We start from the raw sequence: 16,968 nt of genomic DNA, 5'->3' as shown, positions 1-16,968 counted from the left end.
AAAATGTGGATAAAATCATAAACTAATTCTTTATCCACAGGAAATATATCAAAATCTTATCAAAAAAAGATTATAATATCAAGTGTTACATCGACTTATCCACAAACATATACTTAACCACATTGCACTTTAAAAGTAAAGTTGGATATGTGATTCAGGATGTGAATAACTATGGAACAAGTTAAATATGATTTATGATTATCCACAAAAATCTGTGAATAAATGTGGATAAGTGGATATCTTTCTTTCAATCTTCTAACTAGAAAGAGGTTGATTTTAGAGGTTGCTTTTGATATACTTCAATAGTTACTGTAAATCACTAGACGAAATTCGATAGATGAAATATAAATTAATGGAGGTGTTTTTAGTGGTAAAACGTACTTATCAACCAAATAAACGTAAACATAGTAAAGTTCATGGATTCCGTGCACGTATGAGCACAAAAAACGGCCGTAACGTATTAGCGCGTCGTCGTCGTAAAGGCAGAAAAGTATTATCAGCATAAGATCACTGAACATTTCAGTGGTCTTTTTTATTTTGTTTAAAACAGGTCTGTATTCTAGTATAATGAATAAAAGTATCTATTTAGTGATAGAAGTTGGTGTATCGTGGAAAAAGCATATCGAATCAAAAAAAATGATGATTTTCAAAAAGTTTATAAACAAGGTAAGTCCGTTGCTAATAAGCAATTTATCATCTATAGACTCAATAATCAGGAAAATGAGCATTTTAGATTAGGCATTTCAGTGTCAAAAAAAATTGGCAATGCTGTGACACGTAATCGTATAAAAAGAGCGATTAGAGAAAGTTTTACGCGCCATAAACAAGATATCATTAAAGATGATTTTATTGTTATTGCCAGAAACCCTTCAAAAGATATGACAGTTGAAGAAATTCATAAGAGTCTTGAGCATGTCATGAAGATTGCGAAAGGTTTTAATAAAAGAATCAGTTAATCTTATGATGGAGGTATGCCTGTGTTAGAGAAAAATTATATAGCCAGTACTGTTGAACTTGCAATTCAACAAGGACTTGATGAATTAAACCTGCAAGAAAAACAAGTAAAGATTGATGTTATCCACCCAGGAAAGAAAGGCTTTTTTGGTATTGGCAAAGCTGATGCAGAAGTGAAACTTACTGTAATTGACCCTGAATTAAAGAAACTTTCTACTATTGAAGCTGTTAAAAATAAAAGTGAACACTTAACTCAGGAAACAGAAGAACAAACGACTAATACAGAACGAGTGCACCATGAACAATCGGACGATAAAAAGGTTATTGATGTAGTTATACTTGCTACTACTGAAAAAGAGTCGCTATCAAAACAACAAGCAAAAACAGATGCACTGAATCAAACTGAAAAATATATCACTGCTATTATTCAGGAAATGGGTATTGATACTTCTGCTACAAGTAGCTTTAAGAATAATAGTGAAGTTGTGATTAATTTGGAATCAAGTGAAGCTGGACGAATTATCGGAAAGCGTGGACAAGTATTGAATAGTCTGCAGTTGCTTGCTCAAAATTATTATAACCATATTGAAAAAGGTTATATGACTGTGACGCTGGATATCGAGAATTACCGTGAGAAACGTAAAGAAACGTTACAAAATCTCGCTTTAAATATGTCAAAAAAAGCAATTGCTACACGTAAACCGGTAAAGTTTGAGCCTATGCCGAACTATGAGCGAAAAATTATGCATCAAATATTGACCAATATTGAGAATATCGAAACATATTCTGAAGGTCGTGAACCTCATCGTTATTTAGTCATTAAAGCACGTTAATTCTATAACTCTGACTAACTCTAAAAACATTAAGTTTTTAGAGTTAATCTGTTTATTTAAAGCAAAAGTGTTTTCATTTTTAACATTTCAAACTACAATCAACAAATGGACATTTAAAGGAGGATCAATGTATGGAATTCGACACAATTTCAAGTATTTCAACACCGATGGGAGAAGGCGCCATTGCTATCGTTAGACTTTCTGGAGATGAAGCGATAAATATTGCAGACAAGATATATAAAGGTAAGCACAAATTAATTAATGTGGATTCACACACGATAAATTACGGTCATATCATTGATCCTGAGACAAATGACATTGTTGAAGAAGTAATGGTGGCAGTAATGCGTGCACCTAGAACCTATACGAGAGAAGATATTGTTGAAATCAATTGTCATGGTGGTATTATGACTGTTAATCGTGTTTTAGAACTAACATTATCTAATGGTGCAAAGTTAGCTGAGCCAGGAGAATTTACAAAACGTGCATTTTTGAATGGTCGTATTGATTTATCTCAAGCAGAAGCAACAATGGATTTTATTCGTTCTAAAACAGATCGTGCGTCAAAAGTTGCGATGCAGCAAATTGAAGGTCGACTTAGCACACTTATTAAAGGATTGCGTCAATCAATCCTGGAAATTCTAGCACAAGTCGAAGTTAATATTGATTATCCTGAATATGATGATGTAGAAGAAGCAACGAATCAATTCTTATTAACAGAAGCTGAAAAGATAAAGACGAGCATTGAAGGATTATTACAAACTGGTACGCAAGGTAAAATCTTACGTGAAGGATTATCAACAGTTATCGTTGGTAAACCTAATGTTGGTAAATCTTCAATGTTAAATAATTTAATTCAAGATAATAAAGCAATTGTTACGGAAATTGCAGGAACTACACGTGATGTGTTAGAGGAATATGTAAACGTACGCGGCGTACCTTTACGTTTAGTAGATACGGCTGGTATTCGTGAAACAGACGATATCGTAGAAAAGATTGGTGTTGAACGTAGTCGTGAAGCTTTAAGCAAAGCTGATTTAATTCTTTACGTTTTAAATTATAATGAAGCATTAACAGAAAGTGATTATCAGCTTGCTGAAGTTATTAAAAATGAAGATGTTATCGTTATTATTAACAAAACAGATTTATCACAAGCATTAGATATTGAAGCGGTGAAACAAATGGTTGGTGTAAATACGCCAATTGTGATGACATCGATGGTTGACCAAAGTGGTATCGAACAGTTAGAAGAGAAGATTCGTGATTTATTCTTTGAAGGAACAGTATCGAATCAAGATATGACATATGTCTCAAATGCACGACACATTAGTTTATTAAAGGATGCAAAACAATCGATCAGTGATGCTATTATTGCTGCTGAAAGTGGTGTACCGATAGATATGATTCAAATCGATCTAATAAAAACATGGGAGTTACTTGGAGAAGTAATTGGTGAATCTGTTGCAGATGGCTTAATCGATCAGTTATTTAGCCAGTTCTGTTTAGGAAAATAAGGAGGAAATATTTTGGAACAAAGATATGATGTAATTGTTGTTGGTGCAGGTCATGCAGGTGTTGAAGCGGGACTCGCTGCAGCGAGAAGAGGTGCAAAGACTTTAATGCTGACAATTAATTTGGACTCAGTTGCTTTTATGCCATGTAATCCATCGGTAGGCGGTCCTGCAAAAGGAATTGTTGTCCGTGAAATTGATGCTTTAGGTGGCCAAATGGCTAAAACGATAGACAAAACGCATATTCAAATGCGTATGTTAAACACAGGTAAGGGACCAGCTGTACGTGCTTTACGTGCACAAGCAGATAAAGTACTTTATCAGCAAGAAATGAAAGATGTTATAGAAAATACCGCCAACTTAGATATTATGCAAGGTATGGTTGAACGTTTAATCATTGAAGATGATAAAGTTAAAGGTGTAGAAACAATTATTGGTACAACGTACTATGCTGATGCAGTCGTACTTACTACGGGTACTTTTTTACGTGGGGAAATTATTTTAGGTAATATTAAATATTCTTCAGGACCAAACCACCAAATGCCATCAATCACATTAGCAGATCACTTACGTGAAATCGGCTTTGATATTGTGCGCTTTAAAACGGGAACACCACCTCGTGTGAATGGCAATACAATTGATTATTCGAAAACTGAAATTCAGCCTGGTGATGAAGTACCACGTGCATTCAGTTACGAAACGACTGAATTCATCTTAGATCAGTTACCTTGCTGGTTAACATATACAAATGCCGCAACACATAAAGTAATAGATGATAATCTGCATTTGTCTGCAATGTATTCAGGCATGATAAAAGGAACAGGTCCGCGCTATTGTCCATCGATTGAAGATAAATTCGTACGTTTCAATGATAAACCTCGTCATCAAATTTTCTTAGAGCCAGAAGGACGTAATACGAAAGAAGTTTACGTTCAGGGGTTATCTACAAGCTTGCCGGAACACGTACAACTTCAAATGTTACAATCAATCCCTGGTCTTGAGAAAGCAGATATGATGCGTGCTGGATATGCGATTGAATATGATGCAATTGTGCCAACACAATTATGGCCAACACTTGAAACGAAAAAGATAGATGGCTTATTTACTGCGGGACAAATTAACGGAACGAGTGGATACGAAGAAGCAGCGGGTCAAGGTTTAATGGCGGGTATTAATGCTGCAGCAAAAGTATTAAATCAAGAACCATTAATTTTAGGACGTCACGAAGCTTATATTGGGGTCTTAATCGATGACTTAGTAACGAAAGGTACAAATGAACCATATCGACTACTTACAAGCCGTGCTGAACATCGTCTATTATTACGTCATGATAATGCTGATTTACGTTTAACGGAAATCGGAAAAGAAATAGGATTGATAGATGGAGCCCGTTATGCTAAATTTATTGCAAAGAAAACTGCTATTTCCGAGGAAATAAAACGTTTAACAAATACCCGTATTAAACCAAATGCAGAAACACAGGAAATGATTGCTTCACGTGGTGGAGCTGCTTTAAAAGATGGTATTTTAGCGATTGATTTATTACGTCGACCTGAAATGGATTATAACGCTGTAGTTACACTCTTAGACAATGAAGTCACAGTAGATGAAGCGGTCGCAGAACAAGTAGAAATCCAGACGAAATACGAAGGCTATATTCAAAAGTCATTACAACAAGTTGAAAAAGTAAAACGTATGGAAAATAAAAAAATTCCAGAAAATATTGATTATGATGATATTCATTCATTAGCAACAGAAGCTCGTCAGAAATTAAAGGAAGTTAAACCTTTAAGTATTGCGCAAGCTTCAAGAATTTCAGGTGTGAATCCTGCAGATATTTCAATTTTATTAGTCTATATTGAACAGGGAAAAATTAAAAGGGTGAACTAGATGAACGAGACGCAATTCATACAAAAATTACAGGAAAAAGGCTTAACTATCACTGAAAAACAACAAAAACAATTTGCAATTTACTATGAAACTTTAGTAGAGTGGAATAAGCTAATGAATTTAACTGCTGTGACTGAAAAAGAAGAAGTATATTTAAAGCACTTTTTTGATTCAATTACACCAAGTTTTTATTATGATTTTACAAAGGTTCAGTCCATTTGTGATGTAGGTGCGGGTGCTGGGTTTCCAAGCATACCATTAAAAATTATGTTCCCTCATCTTGAAGTGACGATCGTTGATTCATTAAATAAACGCATCAACTTCTTAAATCATTTAAGTGTTGAACTTGGTTTGACGAACGTTCGATTTATTCATGATCGTGCTGAAACGTTTGGTAAGGGTGAGTACCGTGAATCATTTGATGTTGTAACAGCACGCGCAGTTGCTCGTCTTTCAGTACTCAGTGAATTGTGTTTACCTCTTGTTAAAAAAGGCGGTCATTTTATAGCGTTAAAAGGTGCACAAGGTGAAATAGAAGTGGAAGAAGGTTTATTTGCAATTTCAATTTTAGGTGGAGAAGTAATTCATAATCATCCTTTAACGTTACCAGAAGAAGATAGTATGCGTTATATTTTGGATATTGAAAAGAAACGTCAAACACCTAAAAAATATCCACGCAAACCAGGCACACCGAATAAAGAGCCTTTATTAAAGTAAGATACTAAATTGTTATCGTATTTTGAAGTGAAAGTGAGTCGATTGATATGAAAAAACCCTTTTCTAAGTTATTTGGACTAAAAGATAAAGAAGAAGATGTTGATGTACAGCGTCAGAACGGTAATGTCGTTACAGTTCCAGTAGAACGTATTGTACCGAACAGATATCAACCAAGACAAATTTTTGATGAAGAAAAGATTAAAGAATTAGCAGAATCCATTCGTTCATATGGTTTATTACAACCTATTGTGGTACGTCCAATTGAAGAAGGTATGTATGAGATTATTGCAGGCGAGAGAAGGTTTCGTGCATTAAAGTTCAATAGCACTGCTGAAACAGAAGTAATTGTTAAACAGATGAATGACAAAGAAACTGCTGCGATTGCTTTAATCGAAAATATTCAACGTGAAAATTTATCAGCTGTTGAAGAAGCGGAAGCTTATAAGAAGTTATTAGACTTAGATGGTATTACACAACAGGATCTTGCGACTAGTTTAGGTAAAAGTCAGTCATTTATTGCGAATAAGTTAAGACTATTACGTTTATCTCAACCGATTTTAGATGCATTGGGCAAGCAGCAAATTACAGAACGACATGCCAGAGCATTGCTTGCTTTAGATGAAGTTGGGCAAAAAAAGATGCTGGACATTATTAAAAGCCAAAATTTAAATGTGAAGCAGACAGAAGAACGTGTTAAGCGCTTGTTGGGTGGAGAAGATGTGAAACCTAAACGTATTGGCTTCACGAGAGATTTAAAGCTTGCATTCAATACAATCGGTGAAAGTTTAAAAGCAGTTGAGAAAAGCGGCGTAAAAGTAAAACGTAAAGATACCGAGTATGAAAATTTCTATGAAATTTCTATAAAAGTATTTAAGAATGATATGAATCAATAAAGTGGATGATACTTTCATCCACTTTTTTCTGTTCACGGATTGTCTGTGCAGAATTTCGATAAAATTGTTATAATCGTTACTATATGAAAAACATGAGTAGGAGAGAATATTGATGACAAAAATATTGGCCATCGCAAATCAAAAAGGTGGAGTTGGTAAAACGACAACTTCAGTTAACTTAAGTGCTGCATTAGCAGAACTTGGTAAAAAAGTTTTATTAGTAGATACCGATCCTCAAGGTAATGCCACGAGTGGTGTTGGTGTAGATAAAAATAACGTAGAAAATTCAGTGTACGACATGCTTGTTGAAGATGTGAATATCAATAAATGTGTTTTGGAAACAGCGGTTGAAAACTTATATATTATTCCAGCTAATATTGCATTAGCTGGTGCTGAAATTGAGTTAGTTTCTGCGATGAGCAGGGAAGTACGTTTAAAATATGCATTTAAAGAGTTAGAAACTGATTTTGATTATATCATCATTGATTGTCCACCTTCATTAGGTTTGTTGACAATCAATTCATTTACTGCAGCGAATGGGATCGTAATCCCTGTACAATGTGAATACTATGCGCTAGAAGGTTTGAGTCAATTACTTAACACAATTCGTTTAGTACAACGTCATTTAAATCAATCGCTTGAAATTGAAGGTGTATTATTAACGATGCTGGATGCACGTACGAATTTAGGTAATGATGTGATTGCAGAAGTAAAAGACCACTTTGGTGAAAAAGTATACGATACAATTATTCCTCGTAACGTACGATTATCAGAAGCACCATCTCACGGACAACCAATCAGTGTGTACGATGCCCGTTCAACGGGAGCGAAGACTTATAAGAGCTTAGCTGAGGAGGTTGTACGCCATGGCTAGAGGATTAGGTAAAGGATTAGGAAGGGGCTTAGATGCACTTTTCCAGGAAAACCAACAGGATGAATTAGTAGAAGATATCAATCTTTCAGAATTACGACCAAATCCATATCAGCCGCGTCATGAATTTGATGAGCAGGCATTGAACGAATTAAGTAAATCGATTAAGATGCATGGTGTACTGCAACCTATCGTTGTACGTAAGTCAGTGAAAGGTTATGACATTGTTGTAGGTGAAAGACGTTTTAGAGCAAGTAAATTAGCAGGTAAAGTAAAGATTCCGGCAATCGTTAAGCAATTAACTGATACACAAATGATGGAACTTGCAGTGATAGAGAATTTACAGCGTGAAGATTTAAATCCACTGGAGGAAGCGAAAAGCTATCAATTTCTAATGGATAAATTAAATTTAACACAAGCTGAAACAGCTGACCGATTAGGTAAATCAAGACCGTATATTGCGAATATGCTGCGCCTTATGAATTTACCACAGGCGGTTAAAGATTTAATTGATCAGAAGAAGATTTCAGGCGGACACGGACGTACACTACTCGGCCTAAAATCAGAAGAAGAAATGATTACAGTTGCTAAAAAAGTAATCGCTGAATCGATGAGCGTGCGTGAACTAGAGAAATATATTAAAGATTTAAATCATACAGAAGCTAAGCCGAAGAAAGAAAAGAAAAAACCAGTGTTTCTTGTGAAACATGAAGAAAACTTAAAACGTCATTTAGGAACAAAAGTAGAAATTTCTAAATCGCGTAAAAAAGGAAAAATTGCAATTGAGTTTACTTCTGAAGAAGAGTTTAATCGTCTTATTGCATTGTTAGAGAATACACAGTAGGTGAATGTTGTGAATGATATCATTAATGAATTAAAGGTCATATTTTTTGATACAAAGATGTGGTTGAATATTGCTACTGATATTTTATGGTCCATTATGCTCATTATTATAGCGGTCATTATTGTGCGCATTGTTAATAAGTTCATTGAACAATTTTTTAGAGTCAGACGTAAAACAAATTTTTCACAATCAACAAAACGGGACACAACGTTAATCAAACTACTGCAAAATATTGCATCATATGTAATTTGGTTTATCGTTTTAACGACAATACTGAGTAACTTTGGTGTGAAAGTCGAAAGTATTATCGCGGGGGCTGGTATTGCTGGTATCGCCATTGGATTTGGTGCACAAACTTTGGTCAAAGATGTTATTACTGGTTTTTTTATTATCTTTGAAAATCAATTTGATGTTGGAGATTATGTTAGAATAAATACAACAGGCACTACTGTTGCAGAAGGCACTGTTCAATCTATCGGTCTGCGCTCAACACGTATCAAGTCATTTACAGGGGAACTTACGATTTTGCCTAATGGCACAATGAATGAAATTGTTAATTTCTCAGTAAATAACTCAATTGCAATATTCGATATTTCCGTATCAAGTGAAGAAAATATTTCGCATATAGAATCAATATTGCAGCCCTATTTATTAACATTACCTGAGAAATATGCTGATTTAGTAAAAGCACCTGAAATGTTAGGTGTTGAAATGGTTAGTGCAGGAGAAACAAAAATAAGAATGTCGGCAGAAACTTTACCGAATAATCATGTGAAAGTTTCAAGAATATTACGTGGTGATATTAAAGAGTTTTTAGATCAAAATGGCATTCACGTACCTATGCCACGTGTTGTTATGTACAATCAACCAAATAAGGGTGATCACAATGCAAAATGATTATGAATTAAATACAATTGTTGAAATGAAGAAACCACATGCGTGTGGAGAGAAACTTTTTAAAGTAGTTCGTTTAGGTGCGGATATCCGTATTAAATGTGAAGGTTGCGGTCGTAGTATTATGCTACCGAGACAAGCATTCAATAAAAAAATTAAAAAGATAACGGCACATGCCGAATAAGGAGAAGAAATTATGGCTTTAACAGCAGGAATTGTAGGATTACCAAACGTAGGAAAATCAACATTATTTAATGCAATTACAAAGGCAGGAGCACTTGCAGCTAACTATCCGTTTGCTACAATTGACCCTAACGTTGGTATCGTAGAAGTACCAGACGTACGTTTAGATAAATTAACTGAATTAGTTACACCTAAAAAGACAGTACCAACAGCATTTGAATTTACTGATATCGCTGGTATCGTTAAAGGTGCATCTAAAGGTGAAGGTTTAGGGAATAAATTCTTATCTCATATCCGTGACGTTGACGCAATTTGTCAAGTAGTGCGTGCATTTGAAGACGAGAATATTACACACGTATCAGGTAAAGTAAACCCTGTAGATGATATTGAAGTTATCAATATGGAGTTAATCTTAGCGGACTTAGAATCTGTTGAAAAACGCTATGCTCGTGTGCAGAAGATGGCAAAACAAAAAGATAAAGATGCAATGGTTGAAGAATCAATCTTAGCAATTATTAAAGAAGCTTTAGAAAATGAACGTCCTGCAAGAAGTATTGAATTCTCTTCGGAACAAGAGAAAGTTGTTAAAGGTATGCACTTGTTAACTGCAAAGCCAATGTTATATGTGGCAAATGTATCTGAAGACGATTTAGTAGCAGGAGAAGAAAATGAACATGTAAAAGCAATTAAAGCATATGCTGATAATGAAGGTTCACAAGTAATTGTTATCAGTGCACGTATTGAAGAAGAGTTAGCGGCATTAGATGAAGAAGATAAAAAAGAATATTTAGCAGATCTGGGTATTGAAGAATCTGGGTTAGATAAATTGATCAAAGCTTCATATCACTTATTAGGTCTTGCTACTTACTTTACAGCTGGTGTACAAGAAGTGCGTGCATGGACGTTTAAACGTGGTATGACTGCACCCCAATGTGCAGGAATCATTCATACTGACTTTGAACGTGGATTTATCAGAGCAGAAATTGTAAGTTATGATGATTTAATTGAACATAATGGTATGACTGCTGCAAAAGAGGCGGGTCGTGTACGTTTAGAAGGAAAAGATTATATCATGCAGGATGGCGACGTTGTTCACTTTAGATTTAATGTATAATCAAACAAACAGGAGCATAACATGCAACCATTAAAGCGAATCATATACTGTATCAAAGTTATTATTAAGTCTGAAGACAAAGTAAATCCGATATACCATGTTACATATCATTATTTAGTACAGGCAGTTGCAATATCTGAACCAGTGAAACTAAATGATTCAATTTACAATAAAGTCTCATTTCCAAAAACGGCGATACGCTATTTAGACATTATCGAAACTGATGAAATAAATCCGGATGACACAGATTATGAAGAATACGTTTATTTGCATCGTACCGGTGATATTAAATTATTCTATTCAAAAGAAATGGTGACTTATCAATTAAATGAAGTTCATCATTAATTTATAAAAGAAATGATTGATGAAAAAAGTAAACTATGCTATAATTCTCTATTGTGAGTAATGAAAATTATTCCTTGCTTTATTAAATAATAAAGCCGCATAGACCATAAGGAGGTGTAAAAGATGAGAAAATACGAAATTATGTATGTCGTACGTCCGAACATTGAGGAAGATGCTAAGAAAGCTTTAATCGAGCGTTTCGAAGAGATTCTTACTTCTAACGGAGCGGAAATCATCGAATCAAAGGATTGGGGTAAACGTCGTTTAGCTTACGAAATCAACGATTTTAAAGAAGGTTTCTACCAAATCGTTAAAGTAAACTCAACTGATGCTGCTACAAACGAATTCGATCGTTTAGCAAAAATCAACGATGACATTATCCGTCATATCGTTATACGCGAAGAAGAAAAATAAACCTAACATGTGGGGGCGATTTATTTGCTTAACCGAGTTGTATTAGTAGGTCGTTTAACAAAAGATCCAGAATACAGAGTCACACCATCAGGCGTGTCAGTAGCTACATTTACATTAGCAGTTAATCGCACATTTACAAATGCTCAAGGAGAGAGACAAGCTGATTTTATCAACTGTGTCGTTTTCCGTAAACAAGCAGAAAATGTGAATAACTTCTTAAACAAAGGTAGTTTAGCTGGGGTAGATGGCAGATTGCAATCACGTAGTTATGATAATCAAGAAGGCCGTAGAGTATATGTAACGGAAGTAATTTGTGATTCAGTACAGTTCTTAGAACCGAAGAATGCAAATCAAAATCGTTCGAATAATGACCCGAGTCAAGACTATTCAAGTTATGATCAAGGTGATTATGGACAACAATCTCAAGGTCAAAATTATCAATCAAATCATAATAACAACAATCAACAACAGTCTAATGCATCAGCACCATCAACGAATCCATTTGCAAATGCAACTGGTCCGATTGATATCAGTGATGATGATTTACCGTTCTAATAAAGAAAATTGTAAGTAAGGGAGGCAACAATCATGGCAGGTGGACCAAGAAGAGGCGGTCGTCGTCGTAAAAAGGTTTGTTATTTCACAGCAAACGGAATTACACATATCGACTATAAAGAAGTAGAAATGCTTAAAAAATTCATTTCTGAACGCGGTAAAATTTTACCACGTCGTGTAACAGGTACTTCAGCTAAATACCAACGTATGTTAACTGTAGCGATCAAACGTGCACGTCATATGGCATTATTACCATATGTTAAAGATGAACAATAAGATATAATTCATAAGCTGCAATCCTAATGGATTGCAGCTTATTTTTTGTTTATCAAATTTTCAAAAAATTTATATTTAATTCACATTTATTATAAAAATTTAATATTAATTATAGTGTTATTTTACAATTAAAGTGTTGAAATTGTTATAAAAAGTAAATATAATAATTTTGTAATTATTAATATCTTTTAATAATTACATAAAACTTAGGGAGGGAGGTTGACCAATATGAACAATTGGCTAGATACGAATCATTCCTTTGAATTGAATCCATTTAACCGATTGATTTTGTACAAAATTTATCATATCTTAGAAAAACTCGATCCACTTAATGTTGAAATGCATAGATTACATCAGAAGATTGTGAGAGATGGTCTCGACTCTCAGAATCATATTTTGCTGGAAGAACTGGCTTTAGAATATGAAAAAATACCTTCTCATGTAACAGAATTTGTTGAAGCAGTCATTAAAATGTATGTGCATATGACAAAATCATATACAGCACTTACAAAAAGTGAAATCGAAGTTTTAAAAGATCATCCTTATTTTTCTTTCTTAGGATTTAATCTTAATGAAGAAACGGATTATGAATTATACGCATTCTTTTATCTTCAAGAAATGCACCATTACGAAGGAAAGATAGATTTATCACTATTTAGCACGCTTTCAAAAAAACCGTTAGGCATCAAAGCTTATCAACTTATGTTAGATGTTTATGAGTACCATAAAATAAATACGTACCTTTCATTTGAAGTACTATGTAAAATATTAAACTAGCTATACATAATCTTAAAATATAAAAAACATACTAAGATTAGTAGCGAAGTAATCTACGACGGTAGATAAACTTCGCTACTTTTTTATTGTTTTCATGCCGTTGGCATAATTTTAACAATTGTGAAATAGTAGTAGAGAGAAGTACTCCGACCAGCCTCTAGGATCATAGAATCCGTATTATAAACTGGAGAACTTCACTTTCCTTATTAATTCGATTTTAGTATGTTGGGTCCTTTGAGATCGTGTATAGGAAAATGAACAAAATAAGGTCTAGTGAAGTAAAACTTCTTAATTTAACCAAATAGGAGTGATTAACATCGAATATTTTGGAATTGACGTGGGGAAAGGAAAAAGTTATGTAGCTCATTATTGTAATAATGAATTTAAGAAAGAATTTGAATTAATTCACAATAAAGATGGTTTTGATGCATTAAATGAATATATTAAAGGGTATGCAGGTGTTTATTTTCTCTTTGAATCGACTGGGATATACTCTAAAGTTATCCAACGTTTTTGTAAAGAAAACCATATTCCACACTGTATGATAAATCCTTTAGAAGCTAAATTTTTAACAACTACACTTAGAACTTGGAAAACTGATAAATCTGATGCACACAAACTTGCTTTATTGGCAAAAAACTTTAATAAAAGACCTTCTAAAAATCTTTCTAAGGACATATATATAAAAGTAAGAGAATTGACCAGATGGTATGAAGAACTTAATGATCAACAGTCTTATTTAAAAATTTCAATTATACAGATACTTGATATGTCCTTTCCTGAAATTCAGAGATTATTCAAAAGTAGATATTCAAAATTTGCTTTAGAAATAGTCAAAAGATTTCCTCACCCCAGCTATGTAAAAAATATAAATATACCTGATCTTATTAATATCATCGGTGCTTGTACAGATAAAAATATCTCTTTACAAAGAAAAGAAAAATATGCCGAAATGCTTATTTCCTTCGCTAATGAAAGTTATCCAGCTCTATCGGAAAACTCATTTTACATCGAGAAACTAATAGCTTTAGTTAATGATTTGATGTTACTTATGAAAAGACAAGAAAAGATTAAACAGAGCTTAATGGAGCTTTCTAAAGAACTCGAAGAGTTTAAAATACTTACCTCTATTCCAGGTATAGGAGATTTGACGGCTATGTTAATTATTGGTGAACTGGGTGATATAAGATCTTTTTCATCCCATAAAGAGCTAAATGCTTATATAGGCATTGATATTAAAAGATATCAATCTGGAAAAACTCAATATAAAGATAAGATAAATAAGAGAGGAAACAGACGTGCCAGAGCATTATTTTATATTGTCATAATGAATATTATAAGAGGAAAAAGACATTACTCAAATCATCTTGTAGACTATTATTATAAATTAAGAAAGCAGCCAAATGGCAAAGGCCATAAGACTGCGGTGATTGCTTGTGTAAACAAGCTGCTAAAAACAATTCAATATCTTGTAGTAAACAATAAAGAATACGATTATCAGATGTCCCCACATTGACAATCTATTCAAATACATAATATCATATAAAAAAAATTAATAAATAAAAAGGCTTATTTAGTGATGATTTTTTTAATATATTCTACTACGAAGTAGTTGACAAATCGTAGGAAACAAGGCTGGGACAGAAGTGTTCTGCCACAAGCAAAAACCGAACAAAACTAATAAATCGTTCTTTGATTTATAGTTTTTGTTCGGTTTTTGTCAGAGGGCAACTTCTGTTCGCCGTTTAAGCTGTTAAACAGAAGAGAGCTAAGACTTATGTCTCACCCTTATTACATTTCAGCTAATAACTGATCGATCGTTTTAAGGTCAATATTATTACATCGAACATATTTAACACGATAAATATGTTCGATTGCTGTTCGCGCCTCTATTTTATTGCTTGTTTTTAAATACAAATTCATAGGTACAGGATCGTCTTCACGTAGACCGGGTTGATGATAATTGAAATTTGTTTTTGTAAAGCCAAACTTCTTGTAAAATGCGTCAAGTGGACTATTCCCATCGGCATCTTTTTCACATTCAAGCATGATATGTTCTAGTACGGTGCCATTATTCTCACAAAGTTTCACCATGATATCTTCAGCCTCATCCATAAGTTGACGCGCTATTTGTTTCCCACGTACTTCTGGATTAACGACAAGATATACGATGTAACCTATACGATATGTCACTTCTAAATGGAATGTAATAAAACCATACAGTATATCATCTTCATAGGCAGCGATAAAATGATAACGTTCTTCATCTTGTCTTTTAACGTTAAAAGACTGTATAAATACTTCAATAGGTTCTCGAATTTCATAATCAAATTCAGCATTATATAAATCCATACATTGCTGAAAATAATGATCGGGTTCTGTAAGATGTAAAAATTTCATTTTAATACTCCGTTTACATTATTTAATATCCTTATTGTATCACTTCAACCCATTTAAAGCACTTTTAGAAATTTAACATAAAAAAGAAAAGTCCCGAAGGACTTTTCTTTTTTATGTTGTAATTAACGACGGTCAGTTAAGTCGTTACCTAAATCATCGCGACGGTCAGTTAAGTCGTTATCTAAATCATCGCGACGGTGAGCATTTGAATCGTCGATTTCAACTTCTTCACGACGAACTTCTTCTGAAACATGCTCAGTGTCAGTTACACGGTTTTTCTTGATTAATAATTCTTCAGATACTACGTTTTCTTTATCGATAGACACGCGTTCTTCAGTTAATGGGACACGGATAGTTTCTTCGTCTAAATCGTTATCGAAGTGACCATCAGCTACAGTTTCGTTAACTTTACGACGTTCGATTGTAACTTCATCGTGAGATACTGGTACATCAAATTCTTGACGTTCAGATACTACATTTTTGTCGATTGTAACTTCACCCGATTGAACAACATCTTTGTTTACACGTAAACGTTCTTCATGTAATTGAATTTTTTCATCATCTGAAATATCGTTACGGTCTCTTAAATCGCTATCTAAATAGTTTAAACGTTCTTCTCTTGATAAGTTGTTATACTCCTCATAGCTTAATCCACTGTTATTGTAATTGTTATTGTTATTCATATTTACTACTTCCTCTCCATTGTTTAAGTTATTTTTTTTGTGTTTCTCTGCATAATCAGCATCAGTATCAACATTCACACTTGCCGCGTATCCAAGACCCGTATGGTCAGTTTCATTAATATGATCAGGAACATCATTGTCCCTTAAAGTACTACCTTCATCAGTAGCGTAAGCATCATTATCTACATAAAGTAGAATTTTTCCGCTGTCTACAGCATTATCATACTCGACACGCTCTGATTCACTTAATTCTAATTTGTCAAACACTCGATGTTGTGGGTCTTCTCCAGTGAAGAATGCTGCCACTTTATCACCGAAAGAACCTTCAGCATCTTTAAATTGTACATCTGTATAATCTAAAGCTGAACCATCTAATTTGTTTTTAGAAATGACATGTAAGTCATGCTCTGCAATACCTTGTGTTTTTAATTGGTCGATTCTACGTAATAAACTTTCTTCATTTAAAAATGTTTCTAAGTTTCTCATTTTCATCGTACCTCCAAATTGTTTTTATTGTCGTTGCTTGATGACTGTTGTTTTGTTGTTATGCTAATTAGATACCCGTGAACTTAAAAGGTAAACACAAATAAAAAAGAATTTTTTCTAAATTTAGAGAATTAATAGTGACATATATATGGAAGAAAAGCATATTTTTTTATAAAAAAATATTTTAAAAATATTTTAAAAATATTAAGTTTATAAGAGATTATCATACTTTTACCGTCATCGAGTCAGAAAAATTGCGATTAAAAAAATAATCTATTTAATATATTGCATACTGATTATTTTGAATAATGCGTCATTTTAAAGTAGT

Annotated in this window: 20 protein-coding genes; 18 read left to right on the top strand and 2 right to left on the bottom strand. The window is 33.6% G+C overall.

What is annotated here, in order from left to right:
* The first annotated feature begins 367 nt into the window (after positions 1-367).
* From rpmH to HT586_RS12245, 18 genes are all read left to right on the top strand, one after another.
* On the top strand, positions 368-505 hold the full coding sequence (gene rpmH / locus HT586_RS12330; RefSeq protein ID WP_041636245.1) for a 50S ribosomal protein L34: 138 nt from the start codon (positions 368-370) through the stop codon (positions 503-505).
* Between the two features lie 103 nt (positions 506-608).
* Entirely contained in the window at positions 609-956 is a 348-nt protein-coding gene (rnpA, locus tag HT586_RS12325) for a ribonuclease P protein component (RefSeq protein WP_096077758.1), read from the top strand.
* Between the two features lie 21 nt (positions 957-977).
* Entirely contained in the window at positions 978-1,787 is an 810-nt protein-coding gene (gene jag / locus HT586_RS12320) for an RNA-binding cell elongation regulator Jag/EloR (RefSeq protein WP_238999257.1), read from the top strand.
* A gap of 131 nt (positions 1,788-1,918) precedes the next feature.
* Entirely contained in the window at positions 1,919-3,301 is a 1,383-nt protein-coding gene (gene mnmE, locus HT586_RS12315; protein WP_096077760.1) for a tRNA uridine-5-carboxymethylaminomethyl(34) synthesis GTPase MnmE, read from the top strand.
* Between the two features lie 12 nt (positions 3,302-3,313).
* Positions 3,314-5,188, top strand: a complete 1,875-nt coding sequence (gene mnmG, locus HT586_RS12310) for a tRNA uridine-5-carboxymethylaminomethyl(34) synthesis enzyme MnmG (protein ID WP_203545899.1) — start codon at positions 3,314-3,316, stop codon at positions 5,186-5,188.
* Positions 5,189-5,905 (top strand): 16S rRNA (guanine(527)-N(7))-methyltransferase RsmG, encoded by a 717-nt coding sequence (rsmG, locus tag HT586_RS12305; protein WP_096077762.1) that lies wholly within the window; start codon positions 5,189-5,191, stop codon positions 5,903-5,905.
* 47 nt (positions 5,906-5,952) lie between these two features.
* The gene (gene noc, locus HT586_RS12300) at positions 5,953-6,798 is read left to right on the top strand and encodes a nucleoid occlusion protein (RefSeq protein ID WP_096077763.1); all 846 of its coding nucleotides are present in this window, start codon (positions 5,953-5,955) and stop codon (positions 6,796-6,798) included.
* Between the two features lie 112 nt (positions 6,799-6,910).
* Positions 6,911-7,672 carry a ParA family protein gene (locus HT586_RS12295; protein ID WP_096077764.1) on the top strand — a complete coding sequence of 254 codons (762 nt, stop codon included), beginning with the start codon at positions 6,911-6,913 and terminating at the stop codon, positions 7,670-7,672.
* Positions 7,665-8,513 carry a ParB/RepB/Spo0J family partition protein gene (locus HT586_RS12290; RefSeq protein WP_203545898.1) on the top strand — a complete coding sequence of 283 codons (849 nt, stop codon included), beginning with the start codon at positions 7,665-7,667 and terminating at the stop codon, positions 8,511-8,513. Before HT586_RS12295 ends, HT586_RS12290 begins: the two co-directional genes overlap by 8 nt.
* Before the next feature lie 9 nt (positions 8,514-8,522).
* Positions 8,523-9,410: a mechanosensitive ion channel family protein gene (locus HT586_RS12285; protein ID WP_379875277.1), complete on the top strand. Its 888-nt coding sequence runs from the start codon at positions 8,523-8,525 to the stop codon at positions 9,408-9,410.
* Positions 9,400-9,591: a DUF951 domain-containing protein gene (locus HT586_RS12280; protein WP_096077766.1), complete on the top strand. Its 192-nt coding sequence runs from the start codon at positions 9,400-9,402 to the stop codon at positions 9,589-9,591. The genes HT586_RS12285 and HT586_RS12280 overlap by 11 nt, the downstream gene beginning before the upstream one ends.
* A 12-nt stretch (positions 9,592-9,603) precedes the next feature.
* Positions 9,604-10,704, top strand: a complete 1,101-nt coding sequence (ychF, locus tag HT586_RS12275; protein ID WP_096077767.1) for a redox-regulated ATPase YchF — start codon at positions 9,604-9,606, stop codon at positions 10,702-10,704.
* Positions 10,705-10,725: 21 nt separating this feature from the next.
* Positions 10,726-11,049, top strand: a complete 324-nt coding sequence (locus tag HT586_RS12270) for a hypothetical protein (protein WP_096077768.1) — start codon at positions 10,726-10,728, stop codon at positions 11,047-11,049.
* Between the two features lie 123 nt (positions 11,050-11,172).
* Entirely contained in the window at positions 11,173-11,463 is a 291-nt protein-coding gene (gene rpsF / locus HT586_RS12265; RefSeq protein WP_096077769.1) for a 30S ribosomal protein S6, read from the top strand.
* Between the two features lie 24 nt (positions 11,464-11,487).
* A complete protein-coding gene (ssb, locus tag HT586_RS12260) occupies positions 11,488-12,018 on the top strand; it encodes a single-stranded DNA-binding protein (protein WP_111746572.1) in 531 nt (176 codons plus the stop codon).
* A gap of 33 nt (positions 12,019-12,051) precedes the next feature.
* Positions 12,052-12,294 (top strand): 30S ribosomal protein S18, encoded by a 243-nt coding sequence (rpsR, locus tag HT586_RS12255; protein ID WP_096077771.1) that lies wholly within the window; start codon positions 12,052-12,054, stop codon positions 12,292-12,294.
* A gap of 228 nt (positions 12,295-12,522) precedes the next feature.
* Positions 12,523-13,071 (top strand): YfbU family protein, encoded by a 549-nt coding sequence (locus tag HT586_RS12250; protein WP_203545897.1) that lies wholly within the window; start codon positions 12,523-12,525, stop codon positions 13,069-13,071.
* Between the two features lie 307 nt (positions 13,072-13,378).
* On the top strand, positions 13,379-14,587 hold the full coding sequence (locus HT586_RS12245; protein WP_238999205.1) for an IS110 family RNA-guided transposase: 1,209 nt from the start codon (positions 13,379-13,381) through the stop codon (positions 14,585-14,587).
* Between the two features lie 275 nt (positions 14,588-14,862).
* Here the strand turns inward: HT586_RS12245 and HT586_RS12240 are convergent, their stop codons facing one another.
* Both HT586_RS12240 and HT586_RS12235 read right to left on the bottom strand, forming a co-directional pair.
* Positions 14,863-15,471: a GNAT family N-acetyltransferase gene (locus HT586_RS12240; RefSeq protein ID WP_203545896.1), complete on the bottom strand. Its 609-nt coding sequence runs from the start codon at positions 15,469-15,471 to the stop codon at positions 14,863-14,865.
* A gap of 122 nt (positions 15,472-15,593) precedes the next feature.
* On the bottom strand, positions 15,594-16,646 hold the full coding sequence (locus HT586_RS12235) for a YsnF/AvaK domain-containing protein (protein ID WP_238999250.1): 1,053 nt from the start codon (positions 16,644-16,646) through the stop codon (positions 15,594-15,596).
* Positions 16,647-16,968: the final 322 nt, after the last annotated feature.

Source organism: Macrococcoides bohemicum (assembly GCF_016865215.1).
GTDB classification, from domain to species: Bacteria; Bacillota; Bacilli; order Staphylococcales; family Staphylococcaceae; genus Macrococcoides; species Macrococcoides bohemicum.
The sequence above is the reverse complement of the archived record's forward strand: the minus strand, read 5'-3'. Positions and strand labels throughout refer to the sequence as shown.

Coding starts and splice junctions, on each gene's coding strand:
- HT586_RS12270 (WP_096077768.1), top strand. CDS start 10,726: ATGCAACCATTAAAGCGAATCATATACTGTATCAAAGTTATTATTAAG.
- rsmG (WP_096077762.1), top strand. CDS start 5,189: ATGAACGAGACGCAATTCATACAAAAATTACAGGAAAAAGGCTTAACT.
- HT586_RS12295 (WP_096077764.1), top strand. CDS start 6,911: ATGACAAAAATATTGGCCATCGCAAATCAAAAAGGTGGAGTTGGTAAA.
- HT586_RS12250 (WP_203545897.1), top strand. CDS start 12,523: ATGAACAATTGGCTAGATACGAATCATTCCTTTGAATTGAATCCATTT.
- HT586_RS12280 (WP_096077766.1), top strand. CDS start 9,400: ATGCAAAATGATTATGAATTAAATACAATTGTTGAAATGAAGAAACCA.
- mnmE (WP_096077760.1), top strand. CDS start 1,919: ATGGAATTCGACACAATTTCAAGTATTTCAACACCGATGGGAGAAGGC.
- noc (WP_096077763.1), top strand. CDS start 5,953: ATGAAAAAACCCTTTTCTAAGTTATTTGGACTAAAAGATAAAGAAGAA.
- rpsR (WP_096077771.1), top strand. CDS start 12,052: ATGGCAGGTGGACCAAGAAGAGGCGGTCGTCGTCGTAAAAAGGTTTGT.
- HT586_RS12235 (WP_238999250.1), bottom strand. CDS start 16,646: ATGAAAATGAGAAACTTAGAAACATTTTTAAATGAAGAAAGTTTATTA.
- HT586_RS12240 (WP_203545896.1), bottom strand. CDS start 15,471: ATGAAATTTTTACATCTTACAGAACCCGATCATTATTTTCAGCAATGT.
- HT586_RS12290 (WP_203545898.1), top strand. CDS start 7,665: ATGGCTAGAGGATTAGGTAAAGGATTAGGAAGGGGCTTAGATGCACTT.
- ychF (WP_096077767.1), top strand. CDS start 9,604: ATGGCTTTAACAGCAGGAATTGTAGGATTACCAAACGTAGGAAAATCA.
- rpsF (WP_096077769.1), top strand. CDS start 11,173: ATGAGAAAATACGAAATTATGTATGTCGTACGTCCGAACATTGAGGAA.